Genomic DNA, 13954 nt, shown 5'->3' with positions numbered 1-13954 from the left:
TACCCGCGATCGTAGGCGCAGCCGTGGACGGCGCGGCTCGGGGCCGGGGGTGAGGGCCCTCACAAATCAGACCTAACACCCGCCCCCGGCCAACCGACGCCGTACTCCGACCGCCGCCGGACCGTCAGCCGGCTGCCGCCGGACTGACCGGATGACGGGGGATCCGGCTGCGGACAATGCCGCCGTCACCGATCTGCCGGAACGTGCCGGCCTCCGCCTCCAGGGTGTCGTAGAGCAGGTCGAAGGCGAGCGAACCGACCGGCGGATAGACCCGTTCGCGGGGCGGCTCGGCACCCGGCGACAACGCCCCCTGGTCGGTCATGAACTCGAGGATCGCCTCGCGGACCGCCGGCAGGCACACCGGGGAGTGGTACAGCACGTTGAGCGCCTGCATCCGCATGCCCTGGACGTGCTCCTCGCCCTTGTTGTCGTGGAAGTGCGGGTTGCGGGTCTCCACCTGCAGCACCGGCACCGAATGCGCCATCACCTCGGGGCTGTCGGTGTCCAGAATGCCACCGAAGCGTTCGAACAGGTCGACGTACTCGTACGGCTCGACCGCGAAGCCGCCGGCCAGCCGCAGCCGTAGGCCGAGGTCGAGGCTGAGAGCGTGCTCGCCGGCGTTGCCGGTGGCGATCACCTCGGTGCCGAAACCGGAGTACTCGGCGATCAGCCGGTTCAGGAACCCGTTGGTGATCTCCGAACTGCGGCCCCGGCGGCTGAAGAACAGTCGGCCGTCGCGCAGCTTGGGCTTGGAGTGCCAGGAAATCCGGACCATCGAATACGGGCTGTCGGCCAGGTGCAGGCCAGCGGCGTACACCTTGCAGTATTCGTGGACCGCGCCGGGGACGTAGTTGTCGGCGTCCACGTAGCCGACGTACCGGCGCCCGGTGAGCGCGGCGACCGCCATGCCGATCAGCATGGCCTCGCCCTTGCCGGTGCGGATCAGCCCGCTCTCGTCGATCAGCTCCGACATGCCAGCGGCTTTCATCGCCGCGGCCAGCCCTGGATCCCGTTGGTGCACGGTGATCGCCGGCCGGTCCGCCGACCGGCAGAACTGCTCGACGGTATGGGCCTCGATTTCATAACGGTCCACCGGCTGCCGACCGCTGTTCGAGACGAGCACGATCAGACAGTCGTGCGGAATACCGGAGAGCACTCCTTCGATCACCCTGCGTGTTTCATTCATGCAGGGTATGACCACCACCATGTCCCGCTCGACGGCCCGGATATCCTCCTGGGAGACCAGCCCACGACCACGGTCACCGGCGACATCCCCCGAGTCCAGCTCGATGACACGCTGAAGCTCATGGATGCGAACGGCCCCGAAGCGCTCCGTGCGGTGCGATTGCTCCAGACGCATGCGGGGCACATTACCCGAGGCGGCCATTAACTACCTGTAACCGTAGGTCAATTATCGGCGTCGGAAACCAACTACCCGGAACCGACCCGAAGCCGCAATCTTCCGGTAACGAAACTCGCCCCGAGATAGGCACAGAGCCCATCACCGATCACCGTCGGTGATGGGCTCTGTCCGGCGTCAGGCGGTCTCGGTGATCGGCCGGTCGACCCAGCTCATCATGCCGCGCAGCTTCCGCCCGGTCTCCTCGATCGGGTGCGCGGCGCCCTCGGCCCGCCACTTGGCGAAGTTCGGCCGGCCCGCGTCGTCCTCGGCGATCCACTCCCGGGCGAACTCCCCGGACTGCACCTCGGCGAGGATCTTGCGCATCTCCTCCTTGACCCGGGCGTCGACCACCCGTGGGCCACGGGAGTAGTCGCCGTACTCGGCGGTGTCCGACACGCTGTAGCGCATCCGGGCGATGCCGCCCTCGTACATCAGGTCCACGATCAGCTTGAGCTCGTGCAGGCACTCGAAGTAGGCGATCTCCGGCGCGTAGCCGGCCTCGGTCAGCACCTCGAACCCGGTCTGCACCAGCGCCGACGCGCCACCGCAGAGCACCGCCTGCTCACCGAACAGGTCGGTCTCGGTCTCCTCCTTGAAGGTGGTCTTGATCACGCCGGCCCGGGTGCCGCCGATCGCCTTGGCGTACGCCAGGGCGAGACCGAAGGCAGCACCGCTGGCGTCCTGCTCGACCGCGACCAGGCAGGGCACGCCCTTGCCGTCGACGTACTGCCGACGGACCAGGTGCCCGGGGCCCTTCGGCGCCACCATCGCCACGTCCACGTCGGCCGGCGGGGTGATGAACCCGTACCGGATGTTCAGCCCGTGACCGAAGAAGAGCGCCTTGCCGGCGGTCAGGTTCGGCGCGATCGCCTCGGCGTAGAGCGAGCGCTGCGCGGTGTCCGGCGCCAGCACCATGATCACGTCGGCCCAGGCCGACGCCTCGGCCGGACCGAGCACCCGCAGCCCCTGCTCCTGCGCCTTGGCCCGGCTCTTGGAACCCTCCGGCAGGCCGATCACGACGTCGACACCCGAGTCGCGCAGCGACAACGCGTGGGCGTGGCCCTGGCTGCCGTACCCCAGCACGGCGACCTTCCGCCCCTGGATGACGGTCAGGTCGGCGTCGTCGTCGTAGAACACCTCAGCGGTCATGACTTCCCTCTCGTGTGCCCGGCCACGGTGGCCGGCTTCTCCTCGGGCGGCAGCTGCCTGCCGCAGGTCATCAGGGCCGGCAGCCGAGGCCGCCGGCCGGCGGTCAGGCGGCGCGCAGCGCCGGCCCGGTGGTGATCGACCGGGAGCCGCGCCCGATCGCGACCAGACCGGACTGCACCATCTCCTTGATGCCGAACGGTTCGAGATCGCGCAGCAACGCGTCCAGCTTGTCGGACGTGCCGGTGGCCTCGACGGTGAGGGTGTCCGGTGCGACGTCCACCACCCGGGCGCGGAACAGGTTCACCGTCTCCAGCACCTGCGAGCGCATCGCGCGGTCCGCGCGGACCTTGACCAGCAGCAACTGGCGGGCGACCGACACCGCCGGGTCGAGTTCCACGATCTTCAGTACGTTGACCAGCTTGTTCAGCTGCTTGGTCACCTGCTCCAGCGGCGACGAGTCGGCGTCGACGACGATGGTGACCCGGGAGACCTCGGGGTTCTCCGTTTCGCCGACCGCGAGTGAGTCGATGTTGAACCCGCGCCGGGAGAACAGGCCGGACACCCGGGCCAGCACCCCGGGCTTGTTCTCCACCAGCACGGAGAGCGTGTGCTTGGTCATTTCTTCCTCGTCATCATCGGATTGGCCGGGTCGTGACAGGTCGTCCTCGTCACAGGTCGTCCTCGTCGAAGGTGGGCCGGACGTCCCGGGCGAACATGATCTCATCGTTGCTGGTGCCGGCGGCGACCATCGGCCAGACCATGGCGTCCTTGCCGACCACGAAGTCGATCACGACCGGAACGTCGTTGATCTCCATTGCGGCGGCAATGGTCTTGTCCACGTCCGCGGCGTTCTCACAGCGCAGCCCGACACAGCCGAGCGCCTCGGCCAGCTTGACGAAATCCGGGATGCGGTGCTTGTGGGTGCCCAGGTCGGTGTTGGAGTAGCGCTCGCCGTAGAACAGCGTCTGCCACTGCCGGACCATGCCCAGGTTGCCGTTGTTGATCAGCGCCACCTTGACCGGGATGCCCTCCAGGGCACAGGTGGCCAGCTCCTGGTTGGTCATCTGGAAGCAGCCGTCGCCGTCGACCGCCCAGACCACGACATCCGGCCGGCCGACCTTGGCGCCCATCGCGGCCGGGACCGCGTACCCCATGGTGCCCAGGCCGCCGGAGTTGAGCCAGGTGTTCGGCTTCTCGTAGGAGATGAACTGGGAGGCCCACATCTGGTGCTGGCCGACGCCGGCGACGTAGATGGCGTCCGGTCCGGCCAGCTTGCCGAGCCGCTCGATCACGTACTGCGGGGACAGCGTGCCGTCGTCCGGCTCGTCGTAGCCCAGCGGGTAGCGTTGCCGCAGGTCGTCCAGCTGCGCCCACCAGTCGGTGCGGTCGCCGGCCGGGCCGGCGGACCGCGCCGCCGGGCGGCCGGTGGGGGGAACGGCCCGCTCCGCCGCCGGGTACGCCTCGATCAGCTCGTCGATGACGTGCCGCGCGTCGCCGACGATCGGCACGTCGGCGGTACGGTTCTTGCCGATCTCGGCCGGGTCGATGTCGGCGTGCACCACCGCCGCGCCCGGGGCGAAGGAATCCAGCTTGCCGGTCACCCGGTCGTCGAACCGGGCACCGAGAGCCACGATCAGGTCCGCCTTCTGCAGTGCGTACACCGCCGCGACGGTGCCGTGCATGCCGGGCATGCCCAGGTGCTGCGGGTGCGAGTCGGGGAACGCGCCCCGGGCCATCAGGGTGGTGACCACCGGGATGCCGGTCAGTTCGGCGAGCCGGCGCAGCCCCTCGGTGGCCTGTGCCTTGAGCACGCCGCCGCCGACGTAGAGCACCGGGCGGCGGGCACCGGCCATCAGCCGGGCTGCCTCGCGGATCTGCTTGCCGTGCGGGTGCAGGGTGGGCCGGTAGCCGGGCAGGTCCAGCGTCGGCGGCCAGGCGAAGGTGGTCTGCGCCTGCAGCACGTCCTTGGGAATGTCGACCAGCACCGGGCCGGGCCGGCCGGTGGCCGCCAGGTGGAACGCCTCGGCCAGCACCCGGGGGATCTCCTCGCCCGACTGCACCAGGTAGTTGTGCTTGGTGATCGGCAGGGTGATGCCCTGGATGTCGGCTTCCTGGAAGGCGTCGGTGCCGATCGACGGGCGGGCCACCTGGCCGGTGATGGCCACGATCGGCACCGAGTCCATGTACGCGTCGGCGATCGGCGTGACCAGGTTGGTGGCACCCGGACCGGATGTCGCCATGCACACCCCGACCCGACCGGTGGCCTGGGCGTAGCCGGTCGCGGCGTGCCCGGCGCCCTGCTCGTGGCGGACCAGGATGTGCCGCACCGTCGAGTCGTACAGCGGGTCGTAGGCCGGCAGGATCGCCCCGCCGGGGATGCCGAACACCACGTCGACGCCGAGTGCTTCCAGGGACCGGACCAGGCAACCCGCGCCGGAGACCGGCACCGGCGGGGCCGGCGGCGGGGTCACGGCGTTGGCGAGGGTGGCCGGGGTCGGCGCGGCCGCCGCTGCCGAGTGCGCGCGGTGGGCGAGGGTCTCGGGCGTGGGTCTCGTCATGACGATTCAGGCCTTCAGCTCAGTGGTCTCGTGACATGGGTCTCGGCGGCGTATCCGGCAGATGGGACCGATCGGCCGGAACCGGCAGGGATTTGGCAATAAAAACGGCCCTCGTGCAGATGCACGGGGCCAGCGCACTCTCGATCGGAGAGTGCGCTCAGGTAAGTACTCGAGACGACAGAGTCAGCGACATGGGGTCAAGCCTGACGCATCTCACGCGATGAGTCAACTGATCTCACATCCTGGGCGGGTAGCGGCGGCGCACCGGCGCTGGCCTGCCGATCTTCGCTGGAGCGGCGGCGACCGCCGATTCCATGCCGGTTACCGGACGACGTCGCCGCCGACAGCATCGCCTCCAGATGCTCGGCCGGCACCCCCCACCCGAACAGCGCGCCCTGCCCGAACCGGCAACCCGCCTCCACCACGACGGCGAGCTCCGCCTGGTTGGTCACGCCCTCGGCGATGACCTCCAGACCCAGCTGGTGCCCGAGCCGCATCACCACGTCGACCATCGGCGCGAACGCCCGCCGACCCGGCAACGGCGGCGCGACCGGCCCCTGCTCGGCCACCAGACTGTGGTCGATCTTGAGAATGTCGATCGGCAGGTTCCGCAGCTGGCCGAGCGACGAATAGCCGGCACCGAAATCGTCCAGGGCGATCCGTACCCCGGTGGCGCGCAGCGCCTTCAGCCGGCGGATCAGCTCCGCGAGGTCCCGGGCGACGGCATGCTCGGTGACCTCCAGCACCAGGCGTTGCGACGGCACCCGGTGCCGTCGCAACGCCTCGTCGACCTGCAGCACGTACTCCGGGGCGTGCAGCTCGTGCGGTGACACGTTGACCGACACCCAGACGTCGTGCCCCTCGGCCAGCCAGCGGGACAGCTGCCGGCACGCCTCGTCGAGCACCCAGGCACCCAGCCGGCTGATCATCCCGCACTCCTCGGCCAACGGGATGAACTCGTCCGGTGGCACCTTGCCCAGCTCCGGATGGTGCCACCGGATCAACGCCTCGGCCCCGACCGGCCGTACCGACGGCACCGCCACCACCGGCTGGAAAGCCAGCCGCAGCTCGCCGCGGTCGATAGCGCCACGCATCTCGTGCTCCAGCCGGACCCGGCGACGCTGGGCCTGGTCGTAGGAGACGTCGTAGCGTTCCACCCGGTTCTTGCCCCGCTGCTTCGCCGAGCGCAGCGCCAGGTCCGCGTTGCGCAACAGCGTCGGTACGTCCTGCGCGGTCGAACAGCAGGCCATCCCGATACTCGCCGACACGTAGATCGGCCCCTTGTCATGCGGGTACGGCTCGTCGAGGGCGCGCAGGATCCGAACCGCGACGCGGTGCGCCTGCTCCGGGTCGGACGACGACAGCAGTACGGCGAACTCGTCGCCGCCCAGTCGGGCGGCCAAGCCCGCTCCGGCCAGCTCGGCGGCCAGCCGCCGGCCCACCTCGATCAGCACCGCATCGCCGACGTCGTGGCCCCGCATGTCGTTGACGGTCTTGAAACCGTCCAGGTCCAAGGTGAGCAGCCCGCCTTGACGTTGATCGGCGACACAGTCGTACAGCTCACGCAGCAGCGCCCGCCGGTTGGCCAGCCCGGTCAACGGGTCGGTGTGCGCCAGGTTACGGAAGTGGGCCTCACTGGACGCCAGCCGGGCGGCGTACCGACGCACGTCGAGCAGGGCCAGATACTGCCGGCCGACCAGGATGAAGCCCTCCAGGCTGCCGACCGCCACCGCGACGGTGGTGAACTCGCCGCCGCTGGCCACGTGGTAGAACCCGGCGGCGGCCATCACCACCATCGGGAGGAACACGTAACCGGCCCCGCGCGGCACCAGGCCGGCCGGCGCGCTGCCGCCGCACCCCGGCCGTCCCCCACCGAGCCAGACCAGCACCAGCCCGACCGGCAACCCGACGGCACCGGCCAGGACGAGCCCCACACCGTACTGGCAGATGCCCGCCGCCGCACCGATGCCGCTGAGCCCGATCAGCACGGTGCCCGCGCCGCCGAGCAGCGGACCGGCCGGATGCCGGCCGCTGTGCAGCGCGGTCATCACCGCCACGCCGGTGATCGCGGCGACCGTCGCGGTGGCCAGCAGGATCGCCGGGCAGGCGGTCGGGGTCGCCGCGCCCAGCAGCCGGGTCGGTGGGGCGACCAGCACCCAGCCGGTGAACCACAGCGCCGCACCGACCGCCAGGCAGTCGAGCAGGTGACGCGCGGTCGGCGCGGACCGCCCGGCGGTGCCCGGCAGCCGCAGCAGCCCCCAGATCAGCAGCAGCCCGCCGAGCGCGCAGCCGACCGCGACGACCGTGGCGAGCAGACTCCGCTGCGACTGCTGCCGATCCCACTCGGCGGCCATCGCGACGGCACCAGCCAGCCCGGCGAGCACACTCAAGGTGGTCATCCCGGCGCCGACCGCGAGCAACCGGTGGGCCCGGTCCGACGATCCGTCCCGGCGGCGGGCCACGACGAACAACCATCCCGCGCCGAGCGCAGCCGCCAGCCCACCCGCCAACGCGAGCGCCTGCATGCCCGAGGGGAGGTGCACGGCACAACTCTGCCGGATCGGCGCCGGCCCGTGGTGCCGGGGTGCGGATTTGCCGGCAGGAAACATCCCGACACGTGAAACGCGACACGGCTGGGACCGCCGGCCCGGCAACCGTGGTGTAACACTTGTCGAATGCCTGAGCTGCGGTCGAGGACCTCCACCCACGGTCGGACGATGGCCGGCGCCCGGGCCCTGTGGCGGGCCACCGGGATGACCGACGACGACTTCGGCAAGCCGATCGTCGCCATCGCCAACAGCTTCACCCAGTTCGTGCCCGGTCACGTACACCTGAAGGATCTCGGTGGGCTGGTCGCCGACGCGGTCGCCGACGCCGGCGGGGTGGGCCGCGAGTTCAACACGATCGCCGTCGACGACGGCATCGCCATGGGCCACGGCGGCATGCTCTACTCGCTGCCCAGCCGGGAGCTGATCGCCGACGCCGTCGAGTACATGGTCAACGCGCACTGCGCCGACGCGCTGGTCTGCATCTCGAACTGCGACAAGATCACCCCGGGGATGCTGCTCGCCGCGCTGCGGCTGAACATCCCGACCGTGTTCGTCTCCGGCGGCCCGATGGAGGCCGGCAAGACCGTCGCCGTCGAGGGCGTCGTGCACGCCAAGCTCGACCTGATCGACGCCATGATCGCCGCGTCGAACGACAACGTGACCGACGCCCAGCTCGACACCATCGAGCGGTCCGCCTGCCCGACCTGCGGCTCCTGCTCCGGCATGTTCACCGCCAACTCGATGAACTGCCTCACCGAGGCGGTCGGGCTGGCGCTGCCGGGCAACGGCTCGGTGCTGGCCACCCACGCCGCCCGCAAATCGCTGTTCGTCGAGGCCGGCCGGACCGTCGTGGAGATCGCCAAACGGTGGTACGACGGCGACGACGCCTCGGTGCTGCCCCGCTCCGTCGCCAGCCGGGCCGCCTTCGAGAACGCGGTGGCCCTGGATGTGGCGATGGGCGGCTCCACCAACACGGTGCTGCACCTGCTGGCCGCCGCTCGCGAGGCCGAGCTGGACTTCGGCGTCGCCGACATCGACGACATCTCCCGCCGGGTGCCCTGCCTGGCCAAGGTCGCCCCGAACACCCCGAAGTACCACATGGAGGACGTGCACCGGGCCGGCGGCATCCCGGCGATCCTCGGCGAGCTGGACCGGGCCGGCGCGCTGCGCCGCGACGTGCACGCGGTGCACTCGCCGTCGCTGAACCGGTGGCTGGCCGACTGGGACATCCGGGGCGGCAACGCCACCGACGAGGCGGTCGAGCTGTTCCACGCCGCCCCCGGCGGGGTGCGTACCACCGAGCCGTTCTCCACCACCAACCGCTGGTCAAGCCTGGACACCGACGCGGCGCAGGGCTGCATCCGCGACGTGGCGCACGCGTACTCCGCCGACGGCGGCCTGGCGATCCTGCACGGCAACCTGGCCCCGCAGGGCGCGGTGGTCAAGACCGCCGGGGTGCCCGACGACTGCCTGACCTTCCGCGGCCCGGCCAAGGTGTACGAGTCGCAGGAGGACACCGTCTCGGCGATCCTGGCCGGCGAGGTGGTCGCCGGTGACGTGGTGGTGGTCCGCTACGAAGGCCCCAAGGGTGGGCCGGGCATGCAGGAGATGCTCTACCCGACCTCGTTTCTGAAGGGGCGCGGCCTCGGCCGGGCCTGCGCGCTGATCACCGACGGCCGGTTCTCCGGCGGCACCTCCGGGCTGTCCATCGGGCACGCCTCCCCCGAGGCCGCCTCCGGTGGGCTGATCGCCCTGGTCGAGCCGGGCGACGAGATCGTCATCGACATCCCGGCCCGGCGGCTGGAGCTGAACGTGCCCGACGAGGTGCTGCAGGCCCGCCGGATCGCCCAGGAGAAGCGGGACCGCCCGTACACCCCGGTCGACCGGCAGCGGCCGGTGTCGGCGGCGCTGCGGGCGTACGCCTCGATGGCCACCTCGGCCAGCGACGGCGCGTACCGCCTCGTCCCGGAGTGACCCGCCGCCACCCGCAGTGACCCACCGCCGCTTCGGCGACGTCTGCGCAGCTCACACCCGTTCGTCGAACATCTGTGCGATGATGGCGCGGTGGCGGGTGAGGCCAGCATCCTGCACGCCGACCTGGACGCGTTCTACGCCTCGGTCGAGCAGCGCGACGACCCCCGGCTGCGCGACCGGCCGGTGATCGTCGGCGCCGGCGTGGTGCTGGCCGCCAGCTACCAGGCAAAGGCGCGCGGTGTACGCACCGCGATGCCCGCCCGGCGGGCCCGGCTGATCTGCCCGGAGGCGGTGGTCGTGCCGCCCCGGATGGCGGCCTACACGGCGGCCAGTCGGGCGGTGTTCGAGGTGTTCCGGCAGACCACGCCGCTGGTCGAGCCGCTCTCCATCGACGAGGCGTTCCTCGACGTCAGCGGGCTGCGCCGGCTCGTCGGCGCACCCGCCGACATCGCCGCCCGGCTGCGGGCCGCGGTCCGCGACCAGGTCGGGTTGCCGATCACCGTCGGGGTCGCCCGGACCAAGTTCCTGGCCAAGGTGGCCAGCGGCGTCGCCAAACCGGACGGGCTGCTGGTGGTGCCGCCCGACGAGGAGTTGGCGTTCCTGCACCCGCTGCCGGTCGAACGGCTCTGGGGCGTCGGCCCGGTCACCGCCGGCAGGCTGCGCGAACGCGGCATCACCACGGTCGGCCGGGTCGCCGGCCTCGGAGAGGCGGCGCTGGTCAGCATCGTCGGCGCCGCCGCCGGCCGGCATCTGCACGCCCTCGCCCACAACCAGGACCCGCGCCGGGTCCAGGTCGGCGGCCGACGCGGCTCGATCGGCTCCCAGCAGGCGCTGGGCCGGGCCAGCCGGGACCCGGCCGACGTCGACGCCGTCCTCGCCGGGCTGGTCGACCGGGTCGGCCGCCGGATGCGGGCCGCCGGGCGCACCGGCCGGACGGTCACCCTGCGGCTGCGGTTCGGCGACTTCACCCGGGCCACCCGCGCCCACACCCTGCCCCGGGCCACCGCCCAGACGTCGACCATCCTGGACGCCGCCCGCGACCTGCTGGCCGCCGCCGGTCCGATGATCCGCGAACGCGGGCTGACCCTGGTCGGCGTCTCGGTCGGCAACCTCGACGACGGACACGCCACCCAGTTGGCGCTGCCCCTCGATCCGGCCGACGCGCCGCCGCAGGCAGCGCCACACCCCGTCGGCCGGCAGGAGAGCCTGGACGCCGCGCTCGACGCCGTCCGGGACCGGTTCGGGTCCAGCGCGGTCAACCGCGCGGTGCTACTCGGCCGCGATCTCGGCCCCGCCGCCCCGCTGCTGCCGGACTGACCCGGCCACCGACGATGGCCAGCGTCAGGCCTCCGGTCAGCCGGCCGACACCGCCGGGTCGGCCGGCGGTGCCGCCGGCCACAGCTCGACGGCACCGGCCGCCGCCTGCCGGATCAACTCACCGGAGACCTCCACCCGGCTGTGCGGGATGTCCCGCGCCGGCCAGGCACACTCCACCGTCACCGGGCCGTCCGGCGGCAGCGGCCACACCCAGAAGCGGGCGTCGTGCCGCTGCTGGTCGGTGCTGGCCGCCACGGGCGACAGCAGCGGGCCGGCGGGTTCGCGGTCGGCCCGCGACGTGCTGCGGTGCAGGCTGCTCAGCACCGTACCGTCGGCGAACCGGACCATCACCTGCAGGCCGCCGACCCCGTCGACCGGGGTACGCGGCCGGGGCGGCCCCGACGCGCCGGCCGGCGGCCGCGCCAGGTCGGTGGCGGTCGCCGGCTCCGGGGCCCGCAGGATCGCGCTGATGTCGAACTCGAAACCCGTCGGGTACGCCAGCACGCTGGTCAGAATCACCGCGGCCTGGTCACTGCGGGCCAGCAGCAGTTGCCCGGCGACCACGCCACCGAGCGCGGCCACCGGGCGGGCCAGCCACGGCCGGGAAGCATCAGACGCCGGTACGGGATCTGCCGTTTCCATCGGTAAACCATGCCATGGATCGACCCTGGCCCACGTCACCGCACCGCCCGGTCCGGCGACCCCACCGGCTGAGGTCGGGGTCAGCGGATCCGCTGGCTGAGGATCTGGCCTGGCCACGGGCCGGTCGGCCGGTCGACGGTGAACGGCTCGGCGGCGGTGAACCCGGCCCGCTCGTAGTAGCGCACCAGCGCCCGGTCACCACCGGCGTAGCAGTCGACCCGCAGCAGGGTCGCACCGCGCTCGGCGGCGATCTCCCGGGCCCGGTCCAGCAACGCCCGCCCCACTCCTCTGCCGGCCCACGACCGGTCGGTGACCAGCAGGTTCACGTACAGCTCGGGTTCGTTGACCGGCGGCGCGTAGGACCGGGCGGCGCCGACGGCGAGCGCCCCGACGACCCGCTCACCACCGTCGCCGGTCGGCACACAGGCCAGCACCAGGCCGCTCTCCTTCGCCCAGCCGGTGACCATCGCGATCCGGCGCGGGTCGGTCGACAGCGGTTCGGTCCCCCACTGCCCGGTACGGCCGTGTTCGGCCAGCCAGCGGACCGCGTCGTCAAGCAGCGCGAGAACCGCCGGAACGTCCGCCTGTGTGCCGGTCCGGTGATAGATCCGGGCCCGGTCGTCGAAGCGGTCGCCGCCGTCGGTGTCACGTTGCATGCCGGACATCCTGCCGCCTCGGCGGAGGTGACGTCGACCGGTCAGGACGTCGGTCACAGACCCTTGCCCGCCGGGCGCATCGACGCCGGTCTTCCCTGGTCAGCGCGGTACCTCTCGCCTGGTCAGCGCAGGACCCCTCCCCTGGTCAGCCCGGCACCGGGCACGGGTTGGCAGCCGGGTACGGGCCGGCACCGGCCCGCCGCCCGTCGACTGCGACGACGGCGACCTGCCAGCTGACCGACGCCACGGCCATCCGCCAGACCTGCCCGGTGGCGGTGTCCCCGGAAACCGTCATCGCCACCTCGCCGCCTTGCGCCGGCACCGTGCCCGGCGCGGCGATGCCACCCGGGCCGCCGGCACCGGGTCCGGACGTCGGATCCGGGTCGGTTCCCGGCCCTTGCGTGGGAGCCGTGGTCGGCGGCTGCGTCGGACCGGCCGCGCCGCTGGTCCAAGTGAGGACCGCCGACTCAAGGGTGCCGCCGGTGACGGTGGCGACCACGGTCAGCTGGTAGCGGCTGGATCCGGTGCAGGAGACCCGCGCCTCGGCCTGGACGGTCAGCGGCGGCGCCGGCTCGGCGGGGCCACTCGGCTCGGGAGCTCCGCCGGCCGACGCGGTCGGTGTCGGCGGTGCCGGTGCCGGTTCGCCCGGGGTGCCCGTCGGCGCACCGCTGGCCGACGGCACGGGCGGGGGCGCGGCCAGGCCCGGCGAACCGGCCGGCACCGACCGGGCGGTGTCGTCGACCGAGCCCAGCCGGGGCACCACCACGGCACCGCCGATCAGCAGGGCCAGCACCGCGGCCGCCGCCAGGCCGGCCAGCAGCCGACCTCGACGGGGCTCGCCCCGGCGAGGAAAACCGGTGACCGGGTCGAACCGGCCGGCCCGCTGCTCGATCCGCGCCCGGGCCGACGCCTGGCCAGCGTCGGCGCTGGTCAACTCCAGCCGGGGCCAGAGTTCCGCCGGTACGACGAGCATCGGCAGGGTCGCGTACGCGGAGAACAACGCGGCCGGGCTGACCTGCCGGCGGCGACGGTCGGCGCAGGTCGGGCAGGATTCGATGTGCCGGCTGACCCGCTTGCGCAGCAACACGGTGAGGGTGCCGTCCCAGCCGCGCAGCAGCTCACCGAGCGTCGGGCAGTCGTCGGCACCGGTGCGGGCCACCAGCAGCGCGCCGATGGCCCGTTCGAGTTGGGCCCGGGCCCGGGACAGCCGGGCGTGCGCGTGGCTGTCGGAGACCCCCAGTACGGCACCGACGTCGGCGGCGGACAGGTCGTGCCGGATGGCGAGCTCGATCACCTGCCGGTCACCGGGGTTCAGCCCGGCGGCGGCCGACCGGACCAGCTCCCGCAGCTGTTCGGCACCGAGCCCGGTGACCGGGTCGACCGGCGTGGCGGGCAGTTCGCCCACGTCGTCCAGCGGCAACTGCCGTCGCTGACCACGGATGACCCGCAGGCACTCGTTGCGGGCGATGGCGTACAGCCACGGGCGCAGCCGCTCCGGGTCGCGCAGCTGCGCCGCCCGCTGACCGGCCAGGACGAACGTGTCGTGGACGGCGTCGGCCGCGCCGTCCGCGTCGCGCAGCACGAACCGGCAGTACGTGTACAGCCGGTCGGCGTACATGCGGTAGGCACGGTCGAGGCCGCGCGGGTCACCGGCGACCAGCGCGGCCACGATGGCGCGATCGTCCACCCGGGGAATGCTAGGCGGCG

At 72.4% G+C, this 13954-nt stretch carries 10 protein-coding genes; 2 read left to right on the top strand and 8 right to left on the bottom strand.

Annotated elements, in window-relative coordinates; all coding sequences use genetic code 11:
* Positions 1-124: 124 nt before the first annotated feature.
* From mpgS to O7621_RS14315, 5 genes are all read right to left on the bottom strand, one after another.
* Positions 125-1360 carry a mannosyl-3-phosphoglycerate synthase gene (gene mpgS / locus O7621_RS14335; protein ID WP_282234410.1) on the bottom strand — a complete coding sequence of 412 codons (1236 nt, stop codon included), beginning with the start codon at positions 1358-1360 and terminating at the stop codon, positions 125-127.
* Between the two features lie 177 nt (positions 1361-1537).
* Positions 1538-2551 (bottom strand): ketol-acid reductoisomerase, encoded by a 1014-nt coding sequence (ilvC, locus tag O7621_RS14330; protein WP_282234409.1) that lies wholly within the window; start codon positions 2549-2551, stop codon positions 1538-1540.
* A 103-nt stretch (positions 2552-2654) separates the two neighbouring features.
* Complete coding sequence (ilvN, locus tag O7621_RS14325) at positions 2655-3170, bottom strand: acetolactate synthase small subunit (RefSeq protein ID WP_282234408.1); 516 nt, start codon at positions 3168-3170, stop codon at positions 2655-2657.
* A 49-nt stretch (positions 3171-3219) separates the two neighbouring features.
* Complete coding sequence (locus tag O7621_RS14320; protein WP_282234407.1) at positions 3220-5109, bottom strand: acetolactate synthase large subunit; 1890 nt, start codon at positions 5107-5109, stop codon at positions 3220-3222.
* A 197-nt stretch (positions 5110-5306) separates the two neighbouring features.
* Positions 5307-7508 carry a bifunctional diguanylate cyclase/phosphodiesterase gene (locus O7621_RS14315; RefSeq protein ID WP_282234595.1) on the bottom strand — a complete coding sequence of 734 codons (2202 nt, stop codon included), beginning with the start codon at positions 7506-7508 and terminating at the stop codon, positions 5307-5309.
* 276 nt (positions 7509-7784) lie between these two features.
* On the opposite strand from O7621_RS14315, the gene ilvD reads away from it, so the two are divergent.
* Together ilvD and dinB are read left to right on the top strand one after the other, a co-directional pair.
* Positions 7785-9632, top strand: coding sequence for a dihydroxy-acid dehydratase (gene ilvD, locus O7621_RS14310; RefSeq protein ID WP_282234406.1), 1848 nt, complete (start codon positions 7785-7787; stop codon positions 9630-9632).
* Between the two features lie 90 nt (positions 9633-9722).
* Positions 9723-10949: a DNA polymerase IV gene (gene dinB / locus O7621_RS14305; protein WP_282234405.1), complete on the top strand. Its 1227-nt coding sequence runs from the start codon at positions 9723-9725 to the stop codon at positions 10947-10949.
* Positions 10950-10985: 36 nt separating this feature from the next.
* Here the strand turns inward: dinB and O7621_RS14300 are convergent, their stop codons facing one another.
* The 3 genes from O7621_RS14300 to O7621_RS14290 all read right to left on the bottom strand — a co-directional run bounded on the left by O7621_RS14300 (position 10986) and on the right by O7621_RS14290 (position 13934).
* Positions 10986-11591 (bottom strand): hypothetical protein, encoded by a 606-nt coding sequence (locus O7621_RS14300; protein ID WP_282234404.1) that lies wholly within the window; start codon positions 11589-11591, stop codon positions 10986-10988.
* 80 nt (positions 11592-11671) lie between these two features.
* Positions 11672-12247, bottom strand: coding sequence for a GNAT family N-acetyltransferase (locus tag O7621_RS14295; RefSeq protein WP_282234403.1), 576 nt, complete (start codon positions 12245-12247; stop codon positions 11672-11674).
* Between the two features lie 145 nt (positions 12248-12392).
* Positions 12393-13934: a sigma-70 family RNA polymerase sigma factor gene (locus O7621_RS14290; RefSeq protein ID WP_282234402.1), complete on the bottom strand. Its 1542-nt coding sequence runs from the start codon at positions 13932-13934 to the stop codon at positions 12393-12395.
* Between the last annotated feature and the right edge of the window lie 20 nt (positions 13935-13954).

Origin of the sequence: Solwaraspora sp. WMMD937 (assembly GCF_029581175.1) — a bacterium.
Lineage (GTDB): Bacteria > Actinomycetota > Actinomycetes > Mycobacteriales > Micromonosporaceae > Micromonospora_E.
This window is presented reverse-complemented; position numbering and strand designations above follow the sequence as displayed.